The 26805-nt window shown below is 70.9% G+C and carries 22 protein-coding genes and 3 pseudogenes; 15 read left to right on the forward strand and 10 right to left on the reverse strand.

Annotated elements, in window-relative coordinates:
* Nucleotides 1-54 precede the first annotated feature (54 nt).
* From rsmA to rsmI, 4 genes are all read right to left on the reverse strand, one after another.
* Nucleotides 55-906, reverse strand: coding sequence for a 16S rRNA (adenine(1518)-N(6)/adenine(1519)-N(6))-dimethyltransferase RsmA (gene rsmA / locus JN350_RS17720; RefSeq protein WP_205463018.1), 852 nt, complete (start codon nt 904-906; stop codon nt 55-57).
* Nucleotides 906-1814 (reverse strand): TatD family hydrolase, encoded by a 909-nt coding sequence (locus tag JN350_RS17725; RefSeq protein WP_205463019.1) that lies wholly within the window; start codon nt 1812-1814, stop codon nt 906-908. Before JN350_RS17725 ends, rsmA begins: the two co-directional genes overlap by 1 nt.
* Nucleotides 1811-3388, reverse strand: a complete 1578-nt coding sequence (gene metG / locus JN350_RS17730) for a methionine--tRNA ligase (RefSeq protein WP_205463020.1) — start codon at nt 3386-3388, stop codon at nt 1811-1813. The genes JN350_RS17725 and metG overlap by 4 nt, the downstream gene beginning before the upstream one ends.
* Nucleotides 3389-3522: 134 nt before the next feature.
* A complete protein-coding gene (gene rsmI, locus JN350_RS17735) occupies nt 3523-4344 on the reverse strand; it encodes a 16S rRNA (cytidine(1402)-2'-O)-methyltransferase (RefSeq protein ID WP_123673757.1) in 822 nt (273 codons plus the stop codon).
* A 66-nt stretch (nt 4345-4410) separates the two neighbouring features.
* On the opposite strand from rsmI, the gene JN350_RS17740 reads away from it, so the two are divergent.
* Complete coding sequence (locus tag JN350_RS17740; RefSeq protein ID WP_205463021.1) at nt 4411-6042, forward strand: dolichyl-phosphate-mannose--protein mannosyltransferase; 1632 nt, start codon at nt 4411-4413, stop codon at nt 6040-6042.
* A gap of 130 nt (nt 6043-6172) precedes the next feature.
* Here JN350_RS17740 and JN350_RS17745 read toward each other — a convergent pair whose 3' ends face one another.
* Together JN350_RS17745 and JN350_RS17750 are read right to left on the reverse strand one after the other, a co-directional pair.
* The gene (locus JN350_RS17745) at nt 6173-6670 is read right to left on the reverse strand and encodes a TetR/AcrR family transcriptional regulator (protein ID WP_205463022.1); all 498 of its coding nucleotides are present in this window, start codon (nt 6668-6670) and stop codon (nt 6173-6175) included.
* Nucleotides 6637-6834, reverse strand: coding sequence for a TetR family transcriptional regulator (locus JN350_RS17750; protein ID WP_205463023.1), 198 nt, complete (start codon nt 6832-6834; stop codon nt 6637-6639). Before JN350_RS17750 ends, JN350_RS17745 begins: the two co-directional genes overlap by 34 nt.
* Before the next feature lie 169 nt (nt 6835-7003).
* Between JN350_RS17750 and JN350_RS20365 the strand changes: the two genes are divergently transcribed.
* The 8 genes and pseudogenes from JN350_RS20365 to JN350_RS17790 all read left to right on the forward strand — a co-directional run bounded on the left by JN350_RS20365 (nt 7004) and on the right by JN350_RS17790 (nt 17561).
* On the forward strand, nt 7004-7780 hold the full coding sequence (locus tag JN350_RS20365) for an MFS transporter (protein ID WP_275898001.1): 777 nt from the start codon (nt 7004-7006) through the stop codon (nt 7778-7780).
* Nucleotides 7756-8544: an MFS transporter gene (locus JN350_RS20370; protein WP_275898002.1), complete on the forward strand. Its 789-nt coding sequence runs from the start codon at nt 7756-7758 to the stop codon at nt 8542-8544. Before JN350_RS20365 ends, JN350_RS20370 begins: the two co-directional genes overlap by 25 nt.
* Before the next feature lie 255 nt (nt 8545-8799).
* A complete protein-coding gene (locus JN350_RS17760; protein ID WP_205463024.1) occupies nt 8800-9537 on the forward strand; it encodes a sulfurtransferase in 738 nt (245 codons plus the stop codon).
* The gene (locus tag JN350_RS21235) at nt 9441-9671 is read left to right on the forward strand and encodes a rhodanese-like domain-containing protein (protein ID WP_461963299.1); all 231 of its coding nucleotides are present in this window, start codon (nt 9441-9443) and stop codon (nt 9669-9671) included. The genes JN350_RS17760 and JN350_RS21235 overlap by 97 nt, the downstream gene beginning before the upstream one ends.
* Nucleotides 9672-9752: 81 nt before the next feature.
* Entirely contained in the window at nt 9753-10820 is a 1068-nt protein-coding gene (locus JN350_RS17770) for an NAD-dependent epimerase/dehydratase family protein (RefSeq protein ID WP_205463026.1), read from the forward strand.
* 246 nt (nt 10821-11066) lie between these two features.
* The gene (locus JN350_RS17780; protein WP_461963302.1) at nt 11067-13298 is read left to right on the forward strand and encodes a thioredoxin domain-containing protein; all 2232 of its coding nucleotides are present in this window, start codon (nt 11067-11069) and stop codon (nt 13296-13298) included.
* Nucleotides 13299-13316: 18 nt separating this feature from the next.
* Nucleotides 13317-17173 (forward strand): annotated as a pseudogene (hrpA, locus tag JN350_RS17785) (ATP-dependent RNA helicase HrpA).
* Nucleotides 17174-17192: 19 nt separating this feature from the next.
* Nucleotides 17193-17561 carry a VOC family protein gene (locus tag JN350_RS17790; protein WP_205463027.1) on the forward strand — a complete coding sequence of 123 codons (369 nt, stop codon included), beginning with the start codon at nt 17193-17195 and terminating at the stop codon, nt 17559-17561.
* Here the strand turns inward: JN350_RS17790 and JN350_RS17795 are convergent, their stop codons facing one another.
* Nucleotides 17562-18101, reverse strand: coding sequence for a YbaK/EbsC family protein (locus JN350_RS17795; RefSeq protein WP_205463028.1), 540 nt, complete (start codon nt 18099-18101; stop codon nt 17562-17564). It lies immediately after the preceding gene.
* A gap of 42 nt (nt 18102-18143) precedes the next feature.
* Here JN350_RS17795 and JN350_RS17800 point away from each other — a divergent pair, with 42 nt between their 5' ends.
* The 3 genes from JN350_RS17800 to JN350_RS17810 are packed head-to-tail and all read left to right on the forward strand — an operon-like array spanning nt 18144 to nt 19693.
* Entirely contained in the window at nt 18144-18797 is a 654-nt protein-coding gene (locus JN350_RS17800) for a CatA-like O-acetyltransferase (RefSeq protein WP_205463029.1), read from the forward strand.
* Nucleotides 18794-19285 carry a GNAT family N-acetyltransferase gene (locus tag JN350_RS17805; protein WP_240347413.1) on the forward strand — a complete coding sequence of 164 codons (492 nt, stop codon included), beginning with the start codon at nt 18794-18796 and terminating at the stop codon, nt 19283-19285. The genes JN350_RS17800 and JN350_RS17805 overlap by 4 nt, the downstream gene beginning before the upstream one ends.
* Before the next feature lie 27 nt (nt 19286-19312).
* On the forward strand, nt 19313-19693 hold the full coding sequence (locus tag JN350_RS17810) for a VOC family protein (RefSeq protein WP_205463030.1): 381 nt from the start codon (nt 19313-19315) through the stop codon (nt 19691-19693).
* Nucleotides 19694-19806: 113 nt separating this feature from the next.
* Here the strand turns inward: JN350_RS17810 and JN350_RS17815 are convergent, their stop codons facing one another.
* The 3 genes from JN350_RS17815 to JN350_RS17825 are packed head-to-tail and all read right to left on the reverse strand — an operon-like array spanning nt 19807 to nt 23347.
* Entirely contained in the window at nt 19807-21429 is a 1623-nt protein-coding gene (locus JN350_RS17815) for an extracellular solute-binding protein (RefSeq protein WP_205463031.1), read from the reverse strand.
* A 5-nt stretch (nt 21430-21434) separates the two neighbouring features.
* Nucleotides 21435-22361: a carbohydrate ABC transporter permease gene (locus JN350_RS17820; protein WP_123338546.1), complete on the reverse strand. Its 927-nt coding sequence runs from the start codon at nt 22359-22361 to the stop codon at nt 21435-21437.
* Nucleotides 22358-23347 (reverse strand): ABC transporter permease subunit, encoded by a 990-nt coding sequence (locus JN350_RS17825; protein ID WP_240347414.1) that lies wholly within the window; start codon nt 23345-23347, stop codon nt 22358-22360. Before JN350_RS17825 ends, JN350_RS17820 begins: the two co-directional genes overlap by 4 nt.
* A 189-nt stretch (nt 23348-23536) precedes the next feature.
* Here JN350_RS17825 and JN350_RS17830 point away from each other — a divergent pair, with 189 nt between their 5' ends.
* From JN350_RS17830 to JN350_RS21240, 3 genes and pseudogenes are all read left to right on the forward strand, one after another.
* Nucleotides 23537-25732, forward strand: a complete 2196-nt coding sequence (locus JN350_RS17830) for an acyltransferase family protein (protein WP_205463032.1) — start codon at nt 23537-23539, stop codon at nt 25730-25732.
* A 56-nt stretch (nt 25733-25788) separates the two neighbouring features.
* Nucleotides 25789-26445 (forward strand): annotated as a pseudogene (locus tag JN350_RS17835) (LacI family DNA-binding transcriptional regulator); the annotation flags it as partial.
* A pseudogene (locus JN350_RS21240) lies at nt 26340-26795 on the forward strand (substrate-binding domain-containing protein); the annotation flags it as partial. The pseudogenes JN350_RS17835 and JN350_RS21240, both read left to right, overlap by 106 nt.
* Nucleotides 26796-26805: the final 10 nt, after the last annotated feature.

Genomic DNA, 26805 nt, shown 5'->3' on the forward strand with positions numbered 1-26805 from the left:
CCTCGGCGTCGCCGCGTCGATCAGCGCATGCCACTCGCCCGGTGACTTACCCGTCTACTCCGCAGCCGCCAGGACCGTCCGACCGAGCCGCACGAAGTCGTCGACACCGATCGCCTCGCCCCGGGCCGTCGGGTCGATGCCCGCCGCCGTCAGGACCTCGGAGGCGTGGGCGCTGCCACCGAGCACACCGGACAGGCTCTGCCGCAGCATCTTCCGCCGCTGCTGGAACGCCGCATCGACCAGGGTGAACACCCGCGACCGCAGCCGCTCGTCTCCCGGGGGCTCGTGCCGGTCGAACGCCACGAGCACGCTGTCGACGTTCGGGACGGGCCAGAACACCTGCCGGCTGACGAGCCCGGCCGTGCTCCACGAGCCGTACCAGGCGGCCTTGACGCTCGGCGACCCGTAGACCTTGCTGCCCGGGCCCGCCGCGAGACGGTACCCGACCTCGGCCTGCACCATCACGAGCGACCGCTCGATCGACGGGAAGGTCGCGAGCAGGTGCAGCAGCACGGGCACCGAGATGTTGTAGGGCAGGTTCGCGACGAGGTGCGTCGGTTCGGTGTCGAGGTCCGAGGCGGCGACGGTCATCGCGTCCTGCTGCACGACCGTCAGCGTCGCCGCCGGCTGCAGCGCGCTGACCGTCGACGGCAGCTTCGCCGCGAGCCGCTTGTCGATCTCGACGGCGGTGACGGGCGCGCCGGTCTCGGTGAGCCCGAGCGTCAGGGAGCCGAGGCCCGGCCCGATCTCGAGCACCTGGGACGACGGCGTCACGCCGGCGACCGACACGATCCGTCGGACGGTGTTGGCGTCGTGCACGAAGTTCTGCCCGAGCTTCTTCGTCGGGGTCACGTCGAGTTCGGCGGCGAGTTCCCGGATCTCGGCCGGGCCGAGGAGCGCGCCCACTACTCGTCCACCGTCACGGGCTCGGCGTCCCACGCGCCGTAGACGAGCTCGGTGTTCGACGCGATCTGCGCGGCGAGCATCGAGGCATCGGTGCCGAGGGTCTCCGCCATCGACCGCAGGGTGAGCGGGATCAGGTACGGGGCGTTCGGCCGGCCGCGGTACGGCGTCGGGGTCAGGAACGGCGCGTCCGTCTCGACCATGATCAGGTGCCGTGGCGCGACGACGAGGGCTTCGCGGAGCAGTGCTGCGTTCTTGAACGTCACGGTGCCGGCGAACGACATGTACCAGCCGCGCTCGGCACAGAGCCGAGCCAGGTCGGGTCCGCCGGAGAAGCAGTGGAACACCGTGCGCTCCGGAGCCCCGACGCGGTCGAGCACCTCGACCACGGCGTCGTGCGCGTCGCGGTCGTGGATGGTCAGCGCGAGGCCGTGCTCCTTCGCGATGCGGATGTGCTCCTCGAACGAGCGGATCTGGGCGTCGCGCCCGTCCTCACCGGTGCGGAAGAAGTCGAGACCGGTCTCACCGATCGCCCGGACACGGGGCAGTGCCGCCAGGGCCTCGATCCCGGCGAGGTGCTCGTCGAGCAGCCCCTGCTCCTGCAGCGAAGGGGCCTCGTTCGGGTGCAGTGCGACCGCTGCGAGCACGCGGGGTTCGCGGGCGGCGATCGACGCGGACCACTGCGAGGTCGCCAGGTCGGTGCCGACCTGCACGACACCGCGGACGCCGACGCTCGAGGCACGGCCGAGGTGCTCGCGGTAGTCGAGCGCCCCGTCGCCACCGTCGGCGATCTCCATGTGCGTGTGGTTGTCGTAGACCGGGACCACGAGCGCCTCGGGCAGGGGCGGGTAGGTCAGGTCGCGCTTGGAGCCGTCCCCGTCGCCACGGGAGCGGAGGTGGGCGTCGGTCACGCGGCGCCCTGCTCTGCCTGCTCGATGCGCGGGAACAGCCCGCTCTCGAGCGGGACCACCTGGTCGGCGCCCTGCCACTCGAAGGCACGATCGACACGCTGCTCGGCGATCGAGCCACCGGCACCGATCGACGCCCACAGCTTCTCGGTGGCCTTCGGCATCACCGGGGAGAGCAGCACCGCGACGGTGCCGAGGCCACGGAGTGCCGTGGTCAGGACGGTGCCGAGCCGCTCGCGGTTCGCGTCGTCCTTCGCCAGGGCCCACGGCTGCTGCTCGGTGATGTACCCGTTCAGGGCGTCGACGAGCTCCCAGACGGCGGCGATCGCCTCGTGCGGGGCGAACGCGGCGATGGCTGCGTCGGCACGCTCGGTGACCGACACCGCCAGGGCGTCGACGGCTTCGTCCGACTCGGTCAGCGGCCCCCGCGCGGGCACTGCGCCGTCGAAGTACTTCTGCAGCATCGCGACCAGGCGCGAGGCCAGGTTGCCGAAGCCGTTCGCGAGCTCGGCCTGGTACCGCGCCGAGATGTCCTCCCAGCTGAAGTTGCCGTCCTGCCCGAAGGTGATGGCGCGGAGGAAGTAGTAGCGGAAGGCGTCGGACCCGAAGGTGTCGGTGATCTCCGACGGCGCGATGCCGGTCAGCTTCGACTTGGACATCTTCTCGCCACCGACGAGCAGCCAGCCGTGACCGAAGACGCGCTCGGGTACGGGCAGGCCGGCAGCCATGAGCATCGCCGGCCAGATGACGGCGTGGAAACGGGCGATGTCCTTGCCGACGATGTGCACGCTCGGCCACAGGCGCTTGAAGGCCTCGTCGTCCTCGGTGCCGTAGCCCAGCGCGGTGACGTAGTTGAGCAGGGCGTCGAACCACACGTACAGGACGTGGTCGCTGTCCCACGGGATCTTGATGCCCCAGTCGAAGCTGGACCGCGAGATCGACAGGTCGCGGAGGCCCTGCTTCACGAACGAGATGATCTCGTTGCGGACGCTCTCCGGTTGGATGAACAGCGGGTTCGACTCGTACAGGTCGAGCAGGCGCTGCTCGAAGTCCGACATGCGGAAGAAGTAGTTGCGCTCGGACAGCACCTCGACCGGGATCGAGTGGATGGCACAGACCTGCTGTCCCTCGTACGCACCGGTGCCGGGGACCAGGTCGCTCGGCTGCTTGTACTCCTCGCAGCCCACGCAGTAGAAGCCCTCGAACTCGCCGGCGTAGATGAAGCCGTCGTCGTAGAGCTTCTGCAGGAACGCCGTCACGCCGCGCTCGTGGCGCTCGTCGGTCGTGCGGATGAAGTCGTCGTTGGCCACGTCGACGGTGTCGAGCAGCGGCTTCCACGCCTCGGTCACCAGGCGGTCGGCCCATTCCTGGGGCGTGACCTCGTTCGCCGAGGCGGTGCGCAGGATCTTCTGCCCGTGCTCGTCGGTGCCGGTGAGCAGCCAGGTGTCGTCACCCCGCTGCCGGTGCCAGCGCGCGAGGACGTCCGCGGCGACCTCGGTGTAGGCGTGCCCGATGTGGGGCACGTCGTTCACGTAGAAGATCGGCGTGGTGATGCTGAACGAGGACCCGTCGGACATGCGGACCATCCTACGGGCGCGCGGAACCCGGATGACGCGCGCGGCGGTGGACTGTGGAGAACCGGATCCGGGAGGCCCGTGGCGGGCCCGCCCCGCGCCTCCCGACCGGCCGACGCGAACGTGACGAGCCCCGCTCAGCGCGCCGCAAGCGCCCCTTCGTACAGGTCCCGCTTCGACAGCCCGGTCGCGTCCGCGACCGCCGCTGCGGCCTCCTTCATGCGCATGCCGGCGGCCACCCGCTCGAGGACGAGTCGGACCCCGTCGTCGAGCGTCGCCTCCTCGGTGGCCTCGGCGGCCCCGGCGACGACGATGCAGATCTCACCCCGGACCCCCGCTGATGCCCACGTGACGAGCTCGTCGAGCGGACCACGACGGACCTCTTCGTACAGCTTCGTGAGCTCGCGGCAGACCGCTGCGCGACGGTCGCCCCCGAACCCGACGGCCATGTCGGCGAGCGTCTCGGCCAACCGGTGCGGCGACTCGAAGAAGACCATCGTGCGCTGCTCCCCCGCGAGCGCCTGGAACGCACGGCGACGCTCCCCGCCCTTGCGCGTCGGGAACCCCTCGAACGTGAAGCGGTCCGTCGGCAGTCCGGAGACGGCGAGCGCCATGAGCACCGCCGACGGGCCGGGCAGTGCCGTGACCGTGACGCCCGCGGCGGCCGCTGCCTCGACGAGCGGGAAGCCGGGGTCGCTGATCGCGGGCATGCCGGCGTCGGTGAGGACCACGACGTCCTCGTCACGGGCGAGCTCGACGACCTCGGACGCCTTCGCCCGTTCGTTGTGCTCGTGCAGGGCGATGAGCCGCGGACGGTTCTCGATGCCGAGGGCGCGCATGAGGTGGATGGCGGTCCTGGTGTCCTCCGCCGCGACCACCGTGGCGTTGGAGAGGGTCTCGACGAGACGGCGCGAGGCGTCCCCGAGGTTGCCGATGGGGGTTGCTGCGAGGACGATCACGCCACCCATTGTCGTCGCAGCACCGACGCAGCGCGGACATGCGCTCGATCCGTAGGATGCTGAGCGATGACCAGCGAGCTGACCGACGACCGCACGGCCGTGCCCGACGGGCCGGTCGGCTCGCGCCTCGACGACTGGTGGGGGCGGGTGCTCTCCACCGCCCAGCGCGTCGCGGTGTGGCGTTGGGCCGGACCGATCGCGGTGACGCTGCTCGCCGCTGTGCTCCGCCTGGCGAACCTGGGGAACCCGCACTCCCTGGTCTTCGACGAGACCTACTACGTCAAGGACGGCTGGTCGATCGTGCACCTCGGCTACGAGGGCACCTGGCCGGCGAACCCGAGCAGCGACTCCGCCCCGACGACCGACGACCGGTTCTCGAGCGGTGAGACGGACATCTTCACCAGTGCTGCGGAGTTCATCGCGCACCCGCCGCTCGGCAAGTACCTGATCGGGCTCGGCATGCTCCTGTTCGGGGCGGACAACTCGTTCGGCTGGCGGTTCGCCGTCGCCGTGCTCGGCATCGCGACGGTGTTCCTCACCGCCGTGATCGCCCGGTCGCTGTTCCGCTCCACCCTGGTCGGCACGCTCGCCGGCGGCCTGCTCGCGATCGACGGCCAGGCCATCGTGATGTCCCGCGTCACGCTGCTCGACGGGATCCTGACGTTCTTCGTCGTGCTCGGGTTCGGGGCGCTCCTGCTCGACCGGCGCCGGAGTCAGCGGCGGCTCGACGACTGGGTCGCCGAGCGGGTCGCCGCCGGCCGGGACACCCTGTGGGGGCCCGTGCTCTGGTGGCGCCCGTGGCTGTTCGCGATGGGGCTGACGATGGGGTTGGCCACCGCGACGAAGTGGTCGGGGATGTACTTCCTGGCCTTCTTCGCCGTGTACTCCGTGCTGAGCGACATGCTGATGCGCCGCCGTGCAGGGGTCGAGTTCTGGTCGTCGAGCGCGCTGCTGCAGCAGGCCCCCGTGTCGTTCGTGCTCACCGTGCCGATCGCCGCCGTGACCTACGTCGCGTCGTGGACCGGCTGGTTCGTGTCGAAGGACGGCTGGGACCGGAACTGGCTGGCCTCCGGAGGAGAGCGCTGGACCGGGGTGCTCCGGTGGGTGCCGGACAGTCTGCAGAACTGGTGGCACTACCAGTCGGAGATCTACGACTTCAACATCGGGCTGCACACGCCGCACTCGTACCAGGCGAACCCGCTGCTGTGGCTCGTGATGCAGCGCCCCACGTCGATGTTCTACGTCGGCACCGACGCCGGCCAGGACGGCTGCTCGGCGAGCCGCTGCGGCGAGGCGATCACCGGCGTCGCGAACCCGTTCATCTGGTACGCGGCGGTCATCGCGACCGTGGCACTGCTCGTGCTCTGGCTCCTGCGCCGACAGTGGCAGTACGGCTTCGTCCTGCTCGGCGTCGCCGCGGGCTACCTGCCGTGGCTGATGTACGTCGACCGGACGGTCTTCCAGTTCTACACGATCGCCTTCGAGCCCTTCATGGTGATGGCACTGGCGGCGGCGATCGGGTTGGTGCTCGGGTCACGGTCCGATCCGCGGCCCCGACGGACCCGGGCGGTCGTCTGGGTCGGCGTGTACCTGGTCGTGGTGGTGCTCGCGTCGGCGTACTGGTACCCGATGTGGACCGCGATCCAGGTGCCGTGGGACTTCATCCGGTCGCACTACTGGCTGCCGAGCTGGCTGTAGCGCGCGTCGGGTCGGCCCGGCGCACTGGTCGCGACCAGACCGCCGGACGGGAGGCACGGGTCGGCTCCGCCACGGGCCTCCCGTCCGGAGTCGGTTGGCACCCGAGCCGCGCGCGGTCCGCGGTGACGCGTCAGGACTGCGCGTGCAGCGCGCGCTCGATGGACTCGCGGTCGAGCGGATCGCCGACCATGCTCGGCGCGGTCCGGGTCTGCGGCAGGACGCCCTCGATGAGGAGTTCGGCGTACCGACGCCAGGCGTTCGGGTCGTGCTCGCGGGTGGCGTCCGCGACGGCGCCCACCATGGCCGTGAGCATCGGCAGGTCGCGGTAGTCGAACCCGGCGCGGACCACCCCGGCGGTCTCGGCCCGACCGATGATCGCGGAGACCTGGCGCTCCAGCCGGTCTCGCTCCTGCACGATCGACGGACGCGCCTTGCCGGCACGCACGATGGCGTCGGCGAGCGCACGGTCGCGGGCGCGGAACTCGAACACCCCGGTCAGGTAGACCCGCAGGGCCTCACGCGGGTCGACGACGTCGGCGGCGCGGGCGGCCGCGTCGTTCATCGCCTCGAACTTGGTGGCGAGCAGCGCCTCGATCAGGGAGTCCTTGTCGGCGAAGCGTCGGTACACGGTGCCGACGCCGACCCCGCTTCGTGCGCGATGTCGTTCAGGGTGACCGACAGCCCGCGCTCCGCGAAGCACTTGCGAGCGGTCTGCAGGATCAGCTCGCGATTGCGTGCCGCATCGGCGCGCAGCGGGCGCTCGAGGTCGGGCGCGGACTCGGTGGTGCTCACGGTGCCGAACCTAGTTGAACTTTCTGGGAATAAGTGGATGCGGACCTTCCGTTTCGGTCTACACTGTCGACAAACGGATGCGGCGCATCCGTTTGACACCTCCCCTCTTCGAAACGCCCGACGGTGCGCGCTTCGTGCTCCCCCTCCAACCTTCTCGAAGGAGGCTGCCGTGACGGCAGAACACACCGTGCCGACCCCCACCGGGGCAGCACCCACGACCTCTGGCCCCACCCCCGCCAAGAGCAACCACCGCTGGATCGCCCTGGCGGTCATCGCCCTCGCCCAGCTGATGGTCGTGCTCGACGCCACCATCGTGAACATCGCGCTCCCGTCGGCCCAGGCCGACCTGGGGTTCGGCACCGACCAGCGCCAGTGGATCGTCACCGCGTACTCGCTGGCGTTCGGCTCGCTCCTGCTGCTCGGCGGGCGCCTCGGCGACCTGTTCGGCCGCAAGAACACCTTCATCATCGGCCTGGTCGGCTTCGCGGTCGCATCGGTGCTCGGCGGCCTCGCCGACTCGTTCGGCCTGCTCGTCGCGGCGCGCGCCCTGCAGGGTGTCTTCGGCGCCCTGCTCGCACCGTCCGCGCTCGGCATGCTGACCACCACGTTCCGCGACCCGAAGGAGCGCGGTCGTGCGTTCGGCATCTTCGGCTCGATCGCCGGTTCCGGTGCCGCGATCGGTCTGCTCCTGGGCGGCGTGCTCACCGAGTACGCGTCGTGGCGCTGGTGCCTCTACGTCAACGTCGTCTTCGCCGTGCTCGGCGTGATCGGCGCACTCGTCTTCATGGAGAAGCCACCGAAGGTCGACCGCCCGCGCATCGACGTCGCCGGCGTCATCACCATCACCGCCGGCCTGGTCGGCGTCGTCTACGGTTTCTCGAACGCCGAGACCAACGGCTGGGACTCCCCGTCACCATCGCGATGCTCGCCGGTGGCGTCGTCCTGATCGCCGCGTTCGTGTTCATCGAGACCCGTGTCGCGCACCCGCTGCTGCCCCTGCGGGTCGTGCTCGACCGTGACCGCGGTGGGTCGTTCATCGCGATCGGCCTGGTGGCGATCGGCATGTTCGGCATCTTCCTGTTCCTGACCTACTACCTCGAGCAGACCCTCGGGTTCAGCTCGCTGCAGACCGGTCTGGCCTTCCTGCCGATGCCGCTGTCGATCATGATCTCGGCGACGCAGATCGGTGGGCGACTGCTGCCGCGCATCGGCCCGAAGATCCTGATCTTCGCCGGTGGCCTCGTCGCCGCGATCGGCCTGCTCCTGCTGCTGCGCACCGACCTGGACAGCTCCTACGCGGGCACCGTCCTGCCGGCGCTGATCGTCATCGGACTCGGCATGGGCACGATCTTCTCGTCCGCGATGAACACCGCGACCACCGGAGTGGCCCGAGCCGACGCCGGTGTGGCCTCGGCGACGGTCAACACCATGCAGCAGATCGGTGGCTCGATCGGCACGGCGCTGCTGTCGACGATCTTCGCCGACGTCGTGAAGAACAGCCTGACCGGGCTGTCGGCGGCACCCACGAAGCTGCAGCAGGCCCAGGCCACGCTCGACGGCTACCACGTGGCGTTCGGCATCTCGGCCGGTGTGCTCGTGCTCGTCGCCCTCGCGGGTGGCCTGCTCATCAACCGGCAGTCGGTGCGGCTCGACCGGCTCGCCCACGCTGCGTCCACGACGACCGGGAGCATCCCCGCCGCCGCGCACTGACGCGTCAGCTCGTCCGAACGGCCCGTCCTGGTTCTGCCGGGGCAGGCCGTTCGTGCGTGTGGGCGGGGCGGGGGCGCGGGCTGGGGTGCGGGTGCCGCGTCGCGCGGGTTTTGCGACGTTCCACAAGTCGTTCAACGCGTGGATCGTCGGAACATGCACCCGCAGTCATTGCGCACGCGCCACCACCCGCGCCCCGGTTGCGCAGTGTGTCGGTTTCCCTGTCACCCGTCAGTGGTCCGCATTATCGTGTGCGGCATGGCCCCCGTCCTGACCTCGCCGCTCGTGTCGACGCAGTGGCTCGCCGACCACCTCGGTGGTGACGAGCTCGTCGTCCTCGACGCCTCCGTGCACACGGTGGGGACCGGACTCGAGACGATGTGGCACTCCGCGGTCGACTCCTACGAGCAGCGCGGGCACGTCCCCGGTGCCCGCTTCGCCGACCTCGTCGACGCGTTCTCCACGCCGGGCGCTCCGGTGCCCTTCACCCGCCCGAGTGCCGAGCGGTTCGAAGCAGCTGCTGGTGACCTCGGCGTCACGAACACCTCGACGGTCGTGGTCTACGACGACAGCGTCGGCGAGTGGTCAGCACGGCTGTGGTGGATCTTCCGGTCGTTCGGCTTCGACTCGGTCGCGGTCCTCGACGGCGGGTTCACGAAGTGGCGCGACGAGGGCCGGCCGGTCCGCGTCGGTGCACTGCGCCAGGCGCCCTCGCCGGCGAAGGCGGTCGATGACGACAGCGTCTTCCTCGCCGGTGAGGAACGCCCGCTCTGGGCCGACCACGCCCGTGTCCGCCGAGCCGTGTCGGGTGAACAGCCCGCCGCGCTGGTGTTCGCGGCGCCCGAAGCGGCCCTCGGCGACGAGCACCCGCCGATCATCCCGGGAGCACCCCGATCACGGTGGACACCCTGGTCGACCCGGACACCAACGCGTACCTGCGCGGGGCGAAGCTCGCCGCGGCGTTCGCCGCGGTCGTCGGCCAAGACGAGATCGTGACGTACTGCGGGGTCGGCAGCGCCGCGTGCGTCGACGCGCTGGCGCTGACCGTGCTCGGCCACGACAAGGTGACCGTGTACGACGGGTCGCTGCTGGACTGGTGGCGGCACGAGCCCGAGGCACTCGCGTCCTGAGACTCCGGACGACGGCCGCCGGACGCTGGACGCTGGACGACGAACGACGGCCGCCGGACGCCGTCCCGCTAGCGTTGGGGCATGAGCTCCAGACGCGCGGTCATCCTCGGCGGTACCGGCGGGATCGGTTCGGCCGTCGCGCGTGAGCTCCTCGACGCCTCCGGGCGGGGCGGCGACGACTGGCAGGTCGACGTCCTGGCCCGCCGCGGTGGCCCGGCAGCCGATTCCCTCACTGCCCGTGGCGCGACCTTCACCGCGGGTGACCGACGGGACACGAGCACCCTGCGCGACCTCCTCCGCCCCGGCGCGGACCTGCTCGTCGACACCGTGGGGCTGACCCGCGACGACGCGACGCAGCTCCTGCCGTTCCTCGACGACGTCGGGTCCACCGTCTTCGTCTCCTCGCGTGCGGTCTACGCCGACGAGCAGGGCCGGCACGCGAACTCGACGGACAAGCCGGTCTTCGGCGCCGCGGTCACCGAGATCCAACCGACCGTCACCGCGGGCAACGGCGACCCGACCAGCCGTGACGGCTACGGCGCGGCGAAGGTGGCCTCCGAGCAGGTGCTGCTCGACCATGGCGCCCCGGTCACGGTGCTGCGCCCGTCGAAGGTGTACGGCGTCGGCATCGGCCGTCCGCGCGAGTGGTTCGTGGTCCGCCGGGTCCTCGACGGCCGCGAACGCATCCTGCTCGCGGACCACGGCCGCGGTGTGGACCACACGACGGCGGCGAGCGGCATCGGCTCGCTCGTCCGACTGGTCGCGGACGCTCCGGACCGGCGCATCCTCAACGTCGCCGACGACACCGCTCCGACGGCGCTCGAGATCGTGCGGACCATCGCCAGTCACCTCGACCACCGGTTCTACGAGGTCCTGCTCGACGCCGACGCCCCTGCCTTCGTCGGCACGACCCCGTGGTCGTCGCCGTCACCGTTCGTCCTCGACACGACGGCGGCACGCGCGCTCGGGTGGCAGCCGCCGACCTTCGCGTCCGCGGTCCTGCCGGAACTCGACTGGTTGGTGGAGACCGCGCAGTCCACACCGGCGGACGGTGACGTGCCGTGGGCCGACGACCCGTTCTGGGAGCGCATGTTCGACTACGGCCCCGAGGACGCTGCCCTCGCGCTCCTGTCGATGGGCCTCGGGTGACGGTGCCGAGCACGCCCCGCCCCGAGGTCCTGTTCATCGGCGGGCGGTCCGGTGTCGGCAAGTCCACCGCTGCCGAGGCACTGCACGATCTGCTCGTCGCTGCCGACGTCCGCCACGCGGTGATCGAGGGTGACCTGCTCGACCTGGCACACCCGGCACCGCACGTCGAGCACCCCGAGGCGCGGCTCGCCGAACGGAACCTCGCCGCCCTGTGGACGTCCTACCGCGAGGCTCGGCCACCATCGGTTGGTCTACACGAACACCGTCTCCGTGCTCGAACACGAGCGTCTGGCGGCCGCCATGGGCGACGACCCCGTGGTCACGACGGTCCTGCTGCGAGCGGCAGACGGTCCCACCGCCGAGCGCCTCGCGCGACGGGCAGGTGGCGAGGTCCCGCAGGCGCAGCTCGCGCACAGCACGCGGACGGCCGGGAGGCTCGACTCGGCTTCCGGGGACACGGTCACCCGGGTGGACACGGACGGTCTCACCCCCGCCCAGGTCGCGCAGCGTCTCGCCGCGCTGACGGGGTGGCTCCCCGCTGACCTGGCGTCCGGCAGCTGTGGACATCGTCAGTCCGTCCACAGATCGCGGCGATCGCTGGCCCGCTCAGTCACCACGGGGCACGCTGGAGCCATGAACGACAACCGACTCGGCACCTCGGTCAGCCCGTACCTCCGGCTGCACGCCGACAACCCCGTGGACTGGCGCGAGTGGGGCCCCGAGGCCTTCGCCGAGGCACGTGAGCGCGGCGTCCCGGTCCTGGTGTCCGTCGGCTACGCCACGTGCCACTGGTGCCACGTCATGGCGCGCGAGAGCTTCGCCGACCCGGAGATCGGTTCGCTGCTCCGCCAGGACTTCATCGCCGTCAAGGTCGACCGCGAAGAACGTCCCGACGTCGACGCCAGCCTGATGGCCGCCGCGAGCGCGTTCACGCAGCAGCTCGGGTGGCCCCTGACGACGTTCCTGACGCCCGAGGGCCACGTGTTCTTCGCCGGCACCTACTTCCCGCCGACCCCGGTCGGTCAGGTGCCCGCGTTCCGACAGATCCTGGCGGCGGTCCTCGACGCGTGGACCGAACGGCGGCACGAGGTCGACGCGAACGCCGCGGCCATCGCGACGGCGATCCGGCAGGGGGCCGAGGCGGACGCGACCACCCGCGCGGCCGAGGGTGCTGACGGAGCCGACCCGCGCCTCCCGTCCGTCGATAACATCCGGGCCGTCACCGGTCAGCTCTCGCAAGCCGAGGACACCACCTACGGTGGTTTCGGCGGCGCACCGAAGTTCCCGAGCACGCCACTGCTGGAGTTCCTCGCCGACGCAGCACGCGACGGCGATGCCGAGGCCGACGGCCTGCTCGACCGGTCGCTCCACGCGATCCGGGCCTCCGAGCTGACCGATGCGGACGGCGGTGTCTTCCGGTACGCGACCAAGCGCGTCTGGAGCGTGCCGCACTACGAGCGGATGCTCTACGACAACGCCGGGCTCCTCGCGGTCGCCGGGGCCGAGCAGGCGCGCGGCATCGCGGACTTCCTGCGCGACACCCTGCGGCAGGACGACGGGGCGTTCGTCGCCGCGCAGGACAGCGAGTCCACGATCGACGGCCAGCGAGTGGAGGGCGAGTGGTACCGACGGCCGCTGTCGGAGCGCGTGCTCCTCGACCCGCCACCACTCGACGACCAGGTCCTGACCGGGTGGAACGGCCTGGCGATCCGCGGACTCGCGATCGCCGGTGACCGTCACGACGACCCCGAGATGATCGGCCTCGCCCGGGATGCAGCCGATGCACTGCTGCGGTCGCACGTGCGCGACGGGCACGTCCTGGTCCGCTCGAGCACGCCTCGCGGCGCGTCAGCAGCACCGGCGACCATCGAGGACGTCGGGCTGCTGGCCGAGGGTCTGCTCGAGCTCGCCCTGGTGACCGGCGAGGTCACCTACGCCGTGGCGGCTCGTTCCCTGGTCGACGACGGCCTGGCGAACCGCTTCGACGTCGACGCCGTGCTCGCAGGAGCGGGCACGGCGACCGAGGAACAGCCGCAGACCGCGATGCGCTCCGGTACGGTGGCGCTGGCCGCAGCGGCAGCCGGCCTCGCGGCGTTGACCGGCGACTTCGCGTACCGGACGGCGGCCGAGCGGTTGGTGGCCGACCGCGCGGCGACGGGTACCGAGCGGCCGCTCGGGCACGCCGACGCCCTCGGTGTCGCACTCGGGCTGCAACGACCCTCGCGCGAGGTCGTGGTCGTGGCGTCGGACTCGCACGACCCACTCCGCGATGCCGTCCGCGCCGCGCGCCGACCCGGCACGGTCATCGCTCGCGTGACCCCGACGCAGGCTGCGGAGTGGGCGGCTGCGAAATTCGAGCTGTTCGAGGCACGGGACGCGCTCGACCCGGCTGCGTACGTCTGCCACGACCGCGTGTGCGCCCTGCCCGCTCGATCCGCGGCGGACCTGGCCGCCGGGCTCGCAGCACCGGCGGCGTGACGGTATCCTGGAATGCTCATGTCTCCCACGCCGCCAGTCATCACGTACCCGCCCGAACTGCCGGTCTCGCAGCGGCGGGACGACATCGCGGCTGCCATCCGTGACAACCAGGTCGTCATCGTCGCGGGGGCCACCGGCTCGGGCAAGACCACCCAGCTGCCGAAGATCTGCCTCGAGCTGGGGCGCGAGCACATCGGACACACCCAGCCCCGTCGGATCGCCGCTCGCACCATCGCCGAGCGCGTGTCCGAAGAACTCGGCAGCGACCTCGGCGACCTCGTCGGCTACCAGGTCCGGTTCACCGACAAGGTGTCGTCGAACACCCGCATCAAGCTGATGACCGACGGCATCCTGCTGAACGAGATCCACTTCGACCGCGACCTGAAGCGCTACGACACGATCATCATCGACGAGGCGCACGAGCGGTCCCTCACGATCGACTTCCTGCTCGGGTACCTCAAGCGGCTCCTGGTCCGGCGGCCCGACCTCAAGCTCATCATCACGAGCGCGACGATCGACCCCGAGTCCTTCTCGAAGCACTTCGGTGACGCCCCGATCATCGAGGTCTCCGGGCGGACCTACCCCGTCGAGATCCGGTACCGCCCGCTCGTGTCCGAGGACGCCGACGACACCGACGAGGACGACGAGACCGACTCGCGCACGGCCGACCGCGGCGGGGCGAACGGCGCCGACGACCGCGACACCCTGCAGGGGATCACCGACGCACTCGACGAACTCGCGCGCGAAGAACCCGGCGACGTGCTCGTGTTCCTGTCCGGCGAGAACGAGATCCGCGACGCGCAGGACGCGATCGAGGGCAAGCGCTACCAGGGCACCGAGGTCCTGCCCCTGTACGGCCGGCTCTCCGCCGCCGACCAGCACCGCGTGTTCGACCGACGCACCACGCCGGGGATCCGCCGACGCGTGGTACTCGCCACGAACGTCGCCGAGACCTCGCTGACGGTGCCCGGCATCAAGTACGTCATCGACACCGGGACCGCCCGCATCTCGCGGTACTCCCCACGCGCCAAGGTGCAGCGGCTGCCGATCGAGGCGATCTCGCAGGCCAGCGCGAACCAGCGTTCGGGTCGAGCGGGCCGTACCAGCGCCGGCATCGCGATCCGGCTCTACTCCGAAGACGACTTCGAGCGTCGCGACGAGTTCACCGACCCCGAGATCCTGCGGACGAACCTCGCCGCGGTGATCCTGCAGATGATCTCGCTCGGGTTCGGCGACATCGAGTCGTTCCCCTTCCTGCAGCCGCCGGACTCCCGTGGGGTGAAGGACGGCCTCGACCTGCTGCGCGAACTCCGCGCCGTCGACAAGGACGGCCGGATCACCAAGTCCGGACGACAGCTCACCCGGCTGCCGATCGACCCGCGGCTCGGCCGGATGGTGCTCGAGGCCGGGCGGCAGGGCGTCGGTCGCGAGGTCGTCGCGGTCGTCAGCGCCCTGAGCATCCAGGACCCCCGCGAACGCCCGCTCGAGAAGCGCGCCCACGCCGACCAGATGCACGCCCGCTTCGCCGACCCGACGAGCGACTTCCTCACCCTGCTCGCGCTGTGGAACTACATCGAGGACAAGCAGGACGAGCTGTCGTCGAGCGCGTTCCGCCGGCTCTGCAAGGCCGAGTTCCTCAACTACCTGCGCATCCGCGAGTGGCTGGACCTCTACCGCCAGCTCTCCCGCGCCGCGAAGCAGGTCGACGTCCGGGTCGGGCAGTCCCGCTCCGACGACGGCGACGCGGTGCACCGGTCCCTGCTCGCCGGTCTGCTCAGCCAGATCGGGCTGCGCGACCGCGAGAAGCGCGACTACCTCGGCTCGCGGAACACCCGGTTCGTGGTGTTCCCGGGCAGTGTGCTCGCGAAGAAGCAGCCCGATGCGGTGATGGCGGCCGAACTCGTCGAGACCAGTCGGCTGTTCGCACGGACCGTCGGCCGGATCGACCCCGCGTGGGTCGAGCCCCTCGCCGGTGACCTGCTGAAGCGCACCTACGGCGAACCGCACTGGGAGAAGAAGCAGGGCGCGGTCGTCGCCTACGAGCGGGTGACCCTGTTCGGCGTACCGATCGTGCAGCGGCGCCGGGTGCAGTACGCCCGGATCGACCCGGAGCACTCGCGCGAGCTCTTCATCCGCCACGCCCTGGTCGAGGGCGAGTGGGAGTCGCAGCAGGCGTTCGACCGTGCCAACCGGAAGCTCCGCAAGGAACTCGAACAGCTCGAGGAGCGCACGCGTCGGCGCGACATCCTGCTCGACGACGAGAACGTCTACGAGTTCTACGACGCCCGCATCCCCGCCGACATCGCGACGACCCGTGACTTCGAGGGGTGGTGGCGGACGACGCGCCGCGACCAACCGGACCTGCTCACGATGCGCCGGGCGGACCTCCTGGACGAATCCGCTGCCGAGGCGGCGGAGGACGACGTCGAGTACCCGACCCAGTGGCGGAGCGGCGACCAGCGACTCGCGATCCAGTACCGCTTCGAGCCGGGCGCGCAGGACGACGGCGTCAGCGTGCAGGTGCCGCTCGCACTGCTCCCCGCATGCGCGAAGAGGGCTTCGACTGGCAGGTCCGCGGCCTGCGCAAGGAGCTCGTGACCGCCCTCATCAAGTCGCTGCCGAAGCAGATCCGCAAGAACGTCGTGCCTGCAGGCGACTGGGCCGAGAAGATCGTCGCCGAACTGCCCGACGACGCCCCGACCGAGCCGACGGAGTCATTCCGCGCGACCCTGGCCAAGGCGATCCAGCGGATGACGTACGTGCCGGTGTCGGAGTCCGACTTCGACCTGTCCCGCGTGCCGTCGCACCTGCTGCCGACCTGGGCCGTCGTCGACGAACGTGGTCGGCGGGTCGAGGCCGGCAAGGACCTGTCGGTCCTGCAGACGAAGCTCAAGGACCGCACGCAGCAGAGCGTCGCCTCCGCCACGGTGCGGGCTGCCGGACAGCCAGGAGGCGCGGCTCGCGTCGCCGCCGCTGGTGGCGGTGCCGGGGTGGAGCAGTCCGGCCTGACGACCTGGCCGGCCCAGGACCTGCCGCAGACCCTCGACACCAAGCAGGCCGGTGGCGTCATCCGCGCGTACCCGTCCCTGGTGGAAGAGGGCTCCGGTCCGAAGGCGACCGTCGGGGTGCAGTTGCTCGCGACGCCGTCCGACCGGCAGGTGCGCATGCCCGCCGGGGTCCGTCGCCTGGTGATGCTCGCGGTGCCGTCGCCGGTGTCGTACATCCAGTCGCATCTGACCGCGCAGGAGAAGCTCGCACTCGCTGCGAGCCCGTACGCCTCCACGAACGCACTCTTCGACGACGTGCTCGCGGCCGTCGTCGACGCGGTGATCCGTCGCGCTCACCCGGACGGGCTCGTGTTCACGAAGGCCGCGTTCGAAGCGGTCCGTGACGCTGTGTCGGCGACGGTCGTCGACACGATGTTCACGGCCGTGTCCGAGCTCGCTGCCGTGCTCCTCGCCCAACGGTCCGCCGAACGAGCACTCAAGCAGGCGAACTCGATGTCCCTGCTCGGTGCGCTGACGGACATGCGCCAGCAGATGGAGCGTCTCGTCTCCCCGGGGTTCGTCTCCGTCGCCGGGACCGACCGGCTCCGGCGCATCCGGGTCTACCTGCAGGGTATCGAGGCACGCGTGCAGAAGCTGCTGCAGAACCCCGGGCGCGATGCCACGTGGATGCGCGAGGTCACCGTCGCCACCGACCGCTACGTCGACGCCGGCGGGGCCTTCCCTCCGGCAGTCGGTTCGCACCCCGAGCTCGTGCACGCGCGGTGGATGCTCGAGGAGTTCCGCCTCAGCCTGTTCGCGCAGGAACTCGGCACCGCCGAGACGGTGTCGTTGCAGCGGATCACGAAGGCCCTGACCGCGGCGCGCTGACCGGTCTACCGTGACGGCCATGATCGGCACACTCGACATGGTCGTCCTGGACTGCGCAGACCCTCGCGGCCTGGCGCGCTTCTACGCGGAGCTGCTCGGCGGCGAGATCGTCGGCTTCGACGAGGACTGGGCCGAGGTCGCGCTCCCCTTCACCGACCAGCGGCCGCTCCTGGCGTTCCAGCAGGTCGAGGACTACCGCGCACCGGAGTGGCCCGGCCAGCTCGTCCCGCAGCAGAGCCACCTCGACGTGAAGGTCGAGGACCTCGACGACGGCGAGGCAGCGGTCCTGGCGATCGGTGCGACCGCCACGGGATCGGCGACGGACACGTACCGCGTCTACCTCGACCCGGCGGGCCACCCGTTCTGCCTCATCCGCCCGAACGACTGATCAGGCTTCGGTCGCCAGGCCCTCGACGACCTGCACACCCGGCAGCGCTCCGAGGACGGAGCCGGGCAGGAACACCTTCGCGCCGCGTCGTCCGGCTCCGATCACCGCATCCGGTGCATCGAGCACGCGGGAATCGACGTACACCGGCCAATCGGAGGGCAGCCCGATCGGGGTGATCCCGCCGTACTCCATGCCCGTCAGCTCCACGGCCTGGTCCATCGGCGCGAAGCTCGCCTTCCGCACGTCGAGCAGCTTCCGGACGACAGGGTTCACGTCGAGGCGGGTGTGGGCGAGCACGATGCACGCGGCGAACCGGACGTCCTCGCCGCGCTTGCCCGCGACGATGATGCAGTTCGCCCCGCCGTCGAGTGGGAAGCCGTAGGCCTCCGAGAACGCAGCGGTGTCGGCCAGGTCAGGGTCGATCGGAGCGGCCTCGATCCGTTCGGCGACGCCGGCGGGCAGTGCGGCGAGCGCTGCGGCGACGGGTGCGGCCAGCAGTCCCGGGGCGGTCATGGCAGGAACCCGTTCGAGCGTCGGCATGGCTCCACCCTAGGCACTGCCCGCTCGCGCGAGACTGACGGCATGACGGAGCTCCGACCGATCGACCTGGACACCTGGCCCCGACGCGAGCACTTCGAGCACTACCGGCAGCGTGTGCAGTGCTCCTACGAGGTGACCGTCGACGTCGACGTGACGGCGTTCGTCGCGGCGGTCCGCACGAGCGCGGCGAAGACCTACGCGTCCCAGATCTGGGCGATCGCGACGGTGGTCAACCGTCACGCCGAGTTCCGGATGCAGCTGCTCGACGACGGCTCCCCCGGCGTCTGGGACGTCGTGCACCCGATGTTCACGGTGTTCCACCCGGACACGGAGACCTTCTCGGCGTTGGTCGTGCCCTACGACGAGGACCCCGGCCGGTTCCACGCCGCCGCGGTCGACACGATGGATCGGTACCGGGACGACGTCCGGATGTTCCCGCAGGACGACCGGCCCAGGAACGTGTTCGACGTCTCCACCTTCCCCCGCACGTCGTTCACGGGGTTCGCGCTGCACGTCCGCGACGGGTACGACCACCTGTTGCCGATCGTCACGCTCGGCCGCTACCGGATCGAGGGTGACCGCACCGTGATGCCGATGGCGCTGCAGATCAACCACGCGGCGGCGGACGGTTTCCACACCTCGCGGTCGGTCCAGGAGCTCGAAGACCTGTTCGCCGACCCGTCGTGGCTCGTGTGACGGTCCGACCCGCGCTGCCGACCGATGCGGCCGCGATGGCCCGCGTCCACGTCGCATCGTGGCGGACCACGTACCGCGGCCTGATGCGGGACGAGGTCCTCGACGACCCGTCCTTCGTCGCCCGTCGCGAAGCGTTCTGGACGGCGGCACTCACCGATGCCCGGTTCGCAGCGAACCGGGTCGCCGTGGCCGAACACGAGGGAACGGTCGTCGGCATCGCCATGGCGGGTCCGGCGACCGGCGGGGCGGGTGCCGGAGAAGTGCACCTCTTCGTCCTCTACCTGCTCGACGGTCACCACGGATCCGGCGCTGGCAGCGGGCTCCTCGACGCGGTGGTCGGCCCGGACGAGCGGGTCACGCTGTGGGTTGCCGACCCGAATCCGCGTGCGCAGGCGTTCTACCGCAAGCACGGCTTCGCGCCGGACGGCAGCGAGCAGGTCGACGACGGCGTCCGCGAGGTCCACATGGTCCGCGCTCCAGTGGCCTGAGTCCCGCGCCGGGAGCACAACGGCCCCATGACGAACGCCGTGGTGCACGTCGAACTCATCGGCCCCGACCCGGAACGGTTGCGCGCGTTCTACGCCGCACTGTTCGGGTGGGATGCGCCACCCGGGGCGCCGGTCGCTGCGGCGGTCTCCGATCAGACGTCGTACTCGTTCCTCGACCTCGTCGACGGCGCGGGTCCGGTCGCGGGCGGCATCGGCGGCGGTCCGGGCTTTGCCGCGCACGCGGTCTTCTACGTCGGCGTCGATGACGTCGCCGCCGCGCTGCAGCACGCGGAGCGCCTGGGCGCGTCGGTGGCACTGCCACCGACCCGGAACGAGGGCGGCGGGGTCACCGTCGCGCACTTCCGCGATCCTGCGGGCAACCTGGTCGGGGTGGCCGGGCCACGCTGACGGACGGGAGGCCCGTGGCGGACCCCGCCACGGGCCTCCCGTCCGTCCTTCCCCTGCTCAGGGCCGCGCACGACGACCGCGTCTGGGCGCCGCACCACGCGACGACCGCCCCGTCAGGACGACCGCGCCGCCAGTGCCTGCTGGTTCTCGCGCCGGATCGCGTCGCCGCCCCGGCGACGCCACTCCCGCACGGTCCCCTTCCACGACGACACCTTCGCCCGCCCGAGCAGCACGTCGTTGATCGCGTTCGTCGCGAAGGTGCCGAGGGCCGGGCCGGTCGTCGAGTTCGTCGGCGAGTACAGGCCGTAGGCGGGGTTCGGCAGCCCGCGGTCGACCCACGACGACAGCGACTCGTACACGGTGTCCGTCATCGTCGGGTTGCCCGAGTAGTACAGCGGCAACGGGCACTCGGTGAAGTACTGCAGCGGGAACTCGCCGAGCGCGGTCTCGCTGTTGCCGGTCTTCGTGAGTACCGGGGCTCCGTCGCGGTACTCGAAGTCGCGGCCCTCGATGCCGAACTTGCGGTACATCCAGGCCTCGGTACCGAAGGGCGACGCGCACCAGTTCAGGACCTCGAGAAGCATCTTCACGCGGTCCTCACCACCGGCGGCGACGGCCGCGATCGCGTTGTTCGGATCGCCGAGCCACGGCTTCGGCTCCGCTCCGGACGGTCCGACGAAGGGGGCGATGGTCAGTTCGAGGCCGCTGCCCGGGGTGGCCTGCTGCAGCAGTCCGGGGATGGCGCTGTACGTGTCGGAGAGCATGAGGGCGGAGCCCTGCACGAACCAGACCTTGCCGTTGTAGGCGGTGATGCTGTCCGGGTGGACGAGGTCCTCGGCGATGAGCTTCCGCGACACCTCGAGCAGGTCCTGGTACTCGTCCTGCTCGTACATGTGGGTGAACCGGCCACTCTCGACCTGCCACTGGTTCGGCAGCCCGAGCATCGGGCCGAGGACGTTCGTCGGCACCGAGGCCAGGGCCCACCGGTTGCTGTGCGGGTCCGAGACGTCGCGGCAGACCTGCACGAACTCGTCGACGCTCGAGAACGCGGGGTCGACGCCGAGGGCTTCGAACCGGTCCTGCCGGCGGTACAGGGCCTGCGACGTCAGCGGTCCGCGCGGGACGGGGACGCCGTAGATGCCGCCGGAGAAGACGGTGCCGCGCCACGACGCGGTCGGCAGGTTCGCGAGGTACGGGTAGTCGCGGACGCCGCTGCCGGACAGGTGCGGACTGAGGTCTGCGGCCTTCGCTTCGAGGAACTGCGGCAGGTACGGGAACGACCCGAACACCGTGAACACGTCGCCGAGGGTGTCGCCCGCGACCTGCGTGGCGAACTTGTTGCCGAAGTCGGCGTTCGGCGTGATGGTGAGGTCGAGGTCGATCCCCATCCGCTGGTCGAGCCCCTGCCAGTACGGGTTGCTGCCCTTCGAGGGCGGCACGGGCGAGTTCGTCGGCACGCTGCCGTGCACGGTCGAGCCGTCGCCCGGCGTGCCGTCGGTGGGCACGAGCGTCGCCGGGATCGTCCGGAACGCGCTCGGCATGAGGGCGCTCGTCTTCGGGAACGCCGGCTCCGGCCCGCCGGCCCACGGCACGTAGTCCGGCAGCGTGACCGCCCGGTTGATCGCCGTGACGTCGGTCGAGCGGGTCACGGTCGAGCAGCTGGCCAGGAGGCCCGTGGCTGCGACCCCGAGACCGCCCGCGATGAGCGCGCGGCGGGTGATTCCGTTGTTCGTCACGCTGGTCAGCCCTTCACCGCACCGGTCAGGACACCCTTGGCGAAGTGCCGCTGCAGGAACGGGTAGACGATGAGGATCGGCACGATCGAGACGACGAGGATCGCCATCTGGATCGAGGCCTGCGGAGGGAGGGCGTCAGCGGACGCCCCGAGGTCGGCGCCGCCGAGCTGCGCGTTGTTGATCACGTAGGTGCGGAGCACGAGCTGCAGGGGCCACTTCGCGGTGTCGTTGATGTACAGCAGCGCGTTGAAGAACGCGTTCCAGTAGCCGACGGCGTAGAACAGGCCGATGACGGCGAGGACTGCCTTCGACAACGGCAGCACGATCCGCCAGAACACCGCGAAGTCCCCGGCGCCGTCGATGCGTGCCGACTCGAGGAGCTCCTGCGGGATCGCCATGAAGAACGACCGCATCACGATGACGTTGAAGGCGCTCAGGGCCGTGGGCAGGATGAGCGCCCAGTACGAGTCGAGCAGCCCGAACTGCTTGACCACGAGGTAGTTCGGGATGAGCCCGGGCGCGAACAGCAGACTGACGAGCACGAGGCCGAGCACGGCGCCCGACCCGTAGGAGCCCGGACGGCTGAGGGCGTAGGCGAGCATCGCGCTCACGAACAGGCTGATGAGCGTCCCGACGGTGGTGATGCCGATGCTCACGACCAGGGCTCGGGTGACGACACCGCCGGCGAAGATGCTCTCGTAGGCGCTGAGGTCGAAGCCCTTCGGCCACATCACGAACCCGCCGGCGTCGTTCACCTGGCTGGTGGGCGCGAGGCTCGTCGACACGATGCCGACGAACGGCAGGATCACGACGAGGCAGATCACGAGCAGGACCGCTCCGGTGAGCAGCCGTCCGGGCAGCGGAGCCGCGTCCGGACCACCGCGCCTGCGCTTCTTCGCCCGTGGGACGGTCACGGTGTGCGTGGCGGTCATCGTGACTCCTTCTGGTAGACGCCCGCTTCGCCGAAGACGTGCGCGAGCTTGTTGGCGCCGAGCACGAGCAGCACGCCCACGACGCCCTTGACGAGTCCGACGGCCGCGGCGACGCCCCACTGCCCGCCGAGCACGCCGTTGTTGTAGACGTAGGTGTCGAGGACCTCGCTGGCAGCGCGGCCCACCGCCTGCTGCTGCAGGATGATCTGCTCGAAGCCGACGGTGAGGGAGTCGCCGAGCCGCAGGATGAGCAGCAGGATGATGATGCCGCGCATGCCGGGCAGGGTGACGTGCCACAGCTGGCGCCAGCGCGAGGCACCGTCCATCTTCGCCGCCTCGTACAGGCTGGCGTCGATCGAGCTGAGGACGGCGAGGAACAGGATCGTCGCCCAGCCGGTGTCCTTCCAGATCACCTGGCTGGTGAGCAGGGCGATGAACCCGTCGGGGTTGCCGAGGAAGTCGATCGCGTCGCCGCCAGCGGAACGGATCGCGTTGTTCACCAGCCCGGAGCCGCCGAGGATCTGCTGGAACACCGCGACGACGATCACCCACGACAGGAAGTGCGGCAGGTACAGGATCGACTGCACGACGCCCTTGATCCGCTCGGACAGCAGCGAGTTGAGCATGAGCGCCAGGACGATCGGTGCGGGGAACACGAACACGACCTGCACGAGGGTGATCACGAGGGTGTTCCGGAGCGCGCCGAGGAACTCGCCGTTGCCGTCGAACACCACCGAGAAGTTCTCGAACCCGACCCACGGGCTCCGGCCGAGCGGGACGAACGGCAGGTACTCCTGGAACGCGATGAGGTTGCCGAGCAGCGGCAGGTAGTGGAACCCGAGCAGCAGGGCGACACCGGGCAGGCCCATGAGCAGCAGCACGCGGTCGCGGCGGATCCGTTGCCAGGTGCTCCGTCGGCGGAGCCCGGGGTCGGGTGGTGGTGCGGTGTGCGCGGTGTTCGTCGCGCGGACGTCGAGCTTCGTCACTCGGTGGCCTCCTCCGTTGGATTCCTGCAGCGACCCTGGCGTGCGGAGTTACAACGTGGCAATCCGTTGCCAGAACTTTCCACCGGCGACCCCGGACGATTCCGAGATTCGTGTGAGCAGGGCTCGACACGGTAGGTTCGCTGCGCGCGGCCCGGACCGCGCGCAGCATGCAGAACAGGGGATGGGCTCGTGACCCTCGCGCCGCCGCGCACCGCGCGTCACTCGCCGGTCGCCCGCCATCGCTCCGGTCGAACCAGACGTCACCCCGGCACCGCGGCGACCGCGAAGAACCTGCGGCTCGAGGTGCAAGCCGTCCGCGCCATCGCCATCGCCGCGGTGGTGCTCTACCACCTGTTCCCCGGCGTCCTGCCCGGCGGCTACATCGGTGTCGACGTCTTCTTCGTCATCTCCGGGTTCCTCATCACGGCGCACATCGTGAAACCGCTCGCTGCCGGCCGGTTCAGCTTCCGCGCGTTCTATGCACGTCGAGCGTGGCGACTGCTGCCCGCCTCGATGGCGACGCTCCTGGTGTCGGTGATCCTGACGGCGGTCTTCGTCCCGCGCACGCTCTGGATGGACTTCGCCGAGCAGATCATCGCCAGCGCGCTGTACGTCGAGAACTGGGCCCTGGCCGGCAACTCGGTCGACTACTCGGCGCTGGCATCCGACTCGAGCATCGTCCAGCACTTCTGGTCACTGTCCACCGAGGAGCAGTTCTACGCGGTCTGGCCGCTCGTCCTGTGGTCCTGCGCCGCACTGCGGTACCGACGCCGCCGCCGGAACGGTGTGTCCCTGGCACCCGCGATCGCCATCGCGCTCGGCGCCGTGTTCGTGCTGTCACTGGCCTACTCGATCTGGGAGACCGACCGGTCCGCCGCCGCCTACTTCCTGACGACGACGCGGGCGTGGGAGTTCGCGGCCGGTGGTCTGCTCTGGCTCGGGTTGCAGCGCGTCCGGATCCCCGACGCACTCGCGGCGACGATGAGCTGGTCGGGGATCGCGCTCATCGCCGTCACCACGCTCACGTTCGACGAGTCGACGCCGTTCCCGAGCTGGACCGCCCTGCTGCCGATCGTCGGGGTCGCGCTCGTCATCTCCGGCGGGATGCCCGAGGCGCCGTGGGGACCGGGGTTCCTGTACCGACTGCGCCCCGTGCAGTGGCTCGGCGACGTGTCGTACTCGCTCTACCTCTGGCACTGGCCCCTGCTGATCGTGATGCCGTTCGTCATCGGACTCGGAGCAGGGACGGCGACACCGCTCTGGGCGAAGGTCCTCGTCCTCGTCCTCGCTCTGGCGTTCGCCCACCTCTCACGCCGACTCATCGAACTGCCCGTCATCGCGTTCTCCAGCCAGCGGATGCGCGCCCCGCGCCCTCGACACCGCGGCGTCCTGGTGCTCGCGATCGCCGGGATGCTCGTGGTCGCGGTGCCGGCTGCCGGCATGTACGGCTCGGTCGCACGGGAACAGTCGGCCGGCACCTCCACCGGGGTCACCACGGCGTCGGACGGCACCCTCTCGAGCCCGGCCTGCCACGGAGCCGCCGCGATGCAGCCCGGTGCCGACTGCCCGCAGGTGGCAGCGGCCGACATCAGCCCGAGCCCCGTGCAGGCCGCGAACGACGCCTTCGCCGACACGACGGGCGTCGGGTGCCAGATCGCCGGCGAGGACACCACCGTCAAGGGCTGCGAGGTCGGCGACCCCGACGGCACGGTCCGGCTCGCGATCGTCGGCGACTCGCACGCCGCCAACTACGTGCCGTCCCTGGCGCTCATCGCCCAGGCCGAGCACTGGAGCCTGACCACCTACCTGCACTCCGGCTGTCCCATGACCCGCGCGCTCGTGACCCCGTCGTGCAACACGTGGAAGGCCGACACGCTCGAGCGGCTGCAGCGGGAGCGGTACGACGTCGTGTTCGTCGCCGCGATGTCACGCACGCCGTGGCCGCACGGCATCGTCAGCGATGCCGCCGCCCTGACGCCCGAGGTCCGCGACGACGCCGCGGCGGCCTACGCCACGACGTGGAAGCGGCTGCAGCAGGCCGGCTCGAGCGTCGTCGCGCTGCGGGACAACCCCGACCCGGGCATCGGCGGGGTGTCCGACGTGCCGAGCTGCGTCGAGCAGCACGGCGACGGTGCCGCGTGCGACTTCGCCGAGGCCGACGGGCTGCTCGACGACCCGGTCGCCCAGGCCGCGAGGTCGACGCCCGGTGTGACCCTCATCGACTCGAGCGCGATGTTCTGCGCGGACGGCACCTGTCCGGCGGTGATCGGCGGCGTCGTCGTCTACCGCCAGGTGCAGCACGTCACGCAGACCTACGCGCGGTCCATGGCGCCGTTCCTGCAGCCCGAGGTCGTGGCGGCCGTCGCACGGGCCCGCGCCGGCTGACGTCCGGGCCCGCGCCGGCTGACGCCCGGGCCCCGGCCCGCGCTACGCTCGTCCCGATGCGCGCAACCGTGCGGGACGTGGCCACCCTCGCCGGGGTGTCGCCGAAGACCGTCTCCAACGTCATCAACGGCGGCGTGGTGGTGCGCCCGGAGACCCGCGAGCGCGTCGAGCGGGCCGTCGCCGAACTCGACTACGTGCCGAACCTGTCCGCCCGCGGGCTGCGGAACGGCCGCTCCGGTGCGATCGCCCTGACCCTGCCCGAGATGGGCAGCGCCTACTCGGCCGAACTCGCGCAGTGGTTCGTCGAACTCGCCCGCGAGCGCGGGTGGGTCGTCCAGCTCGACCAGACCGGCAACGACCCGGCCCGCGAGCGCGAGCTCGTCTCACGAGCCCGCGCCCACCTCGTCGACGGCCTCGTGCTCAACCCGGTGTCGCTCAGCGCGAGCGTCCTGGCCTCGACCGAAGGGCTGCCGCCGACCGTCGTGATCGGTGAGGTCGAACCCGAGCACGTCGACCAGGTGCACGTCGACAGCCGGGCCGCCGCCGAGCAGGTCACCGCCTACCTGGTGTCCCGGGGCCACCGCCGGATCGCGGTCGTGGGTGCCGCCCGATCGTCCGAGCCCACCGCCACCAGCGAGCTGCGGGAGCGCGGGTACCTCGCCGCGCTCGCCGCCGCCGGGATCGAACCGGACCCGGCGCTGCGGGTGCCGCTGCCGTCCTGGACGACGAGCGCGGCGGCGACGGCGTTCGCGGCCTGGCTCGACGAGCACCCCTGCCCGACGCCGTGTTCGCGTTCACGGACTCGATCGCGTTCGGCGTGCTGCACGTCCTGGCCGCCCGAGGCGTCCGCGTCCCCGAGGACGTCAGCGTCATCGGGTTCGACGACATCGACGGTGCGGCGTACGCGATCCCCGCGCTCAGCACGGTGTCGTTCGACCGACGGGCGTTCGCGACGGCAGCACTCGACCTGCTGACCCGACGGATCGAGGACCGGGGCCTGCCGCCCGAGACCGTGGTGGTGCCGCACCGCATCGTCGAACGCGCGAGCGTCGCTGATCGCTGATCGCTGATCG

The organism is Curtobacterium sp. 24E2, assembly GCF_016925595.1.
GTDB lineage: Bacteria > Actinomycetota > Actinomycetes > Actinomycetales > Microbacteriaceae > Curtobacterium.

Bases quoted from the DNA above. Each gene is read 5' to 3' on its own strand.
- metG (WP_205463020.1), bottom strand. From the start codon at position 3,388: ATGTCCGACGGGTCCTCGTTCAGCATCACCACGCCGATCTTCTACGTG.
- JN350_RS17740 (WP_205463021.1), top strand. From the start codon at position 4,411: ATGACCAGCGAGCTGACCGACGACCGCACGGCCGTGCCCGACGGGCCG.
- JN350_RS20370 (WP_275898002.1), top strand. From the start codon at position 7,756: ATGCTCGCCGGTGGCGTCGTCCTGATCGCCGCGTTCGTGTTCATCGAG.
- JN350_RS17760 (WP_205463024.1), top strand. From the start codon at position 8,800: ATGGCCCCCGTCCTGACCTCGCCGCTCGTGTCGACGCAGTGGCTCGCC.
- JN350_RS17770 (WP_205463026.1), top strand. From the start codon at position 9,753: ATGAGCTCCAGACGCGCGGTCATCCTCGGCGGTACCGGCGGGATCGGT.
- JN350_RS17790 (WP_205463027.1), top strand. From the start codon at position 17,193: ATGATCGGCACACTCGACATGGTCGTCCTGGACTGCGCAGACCCTCGC.
- JN350_RS17795 (WP_205463028.1), bottom strand. From the start codon at position 18,101: ATGCCGACGCTCGAACGGGTTCCTGCCATGACCGCCCCGGGACTGCTG.
- JN350_RS17800 (WP_205463029.1), top strand. From the start codon at position 18,144: ATGACGGAGCTCCGACCGATCGACCTGGACACCTGGCCCCGACGCGAG.
- JN350_RS17810 (WP_205463030.1), top strand. From the start codon at position 19,313: ATGACGAACGCCGTGGTGCACGTCGAACTCATCGGCCCCGACCCGGAA.
- JN350_RS17820 (WP_123338546.1), bottom strand. From the start codon at position 22,361: ATGACCGCCACGCACACCGTGACCGTCCCACGGGCGAAGAAGCGCAGG.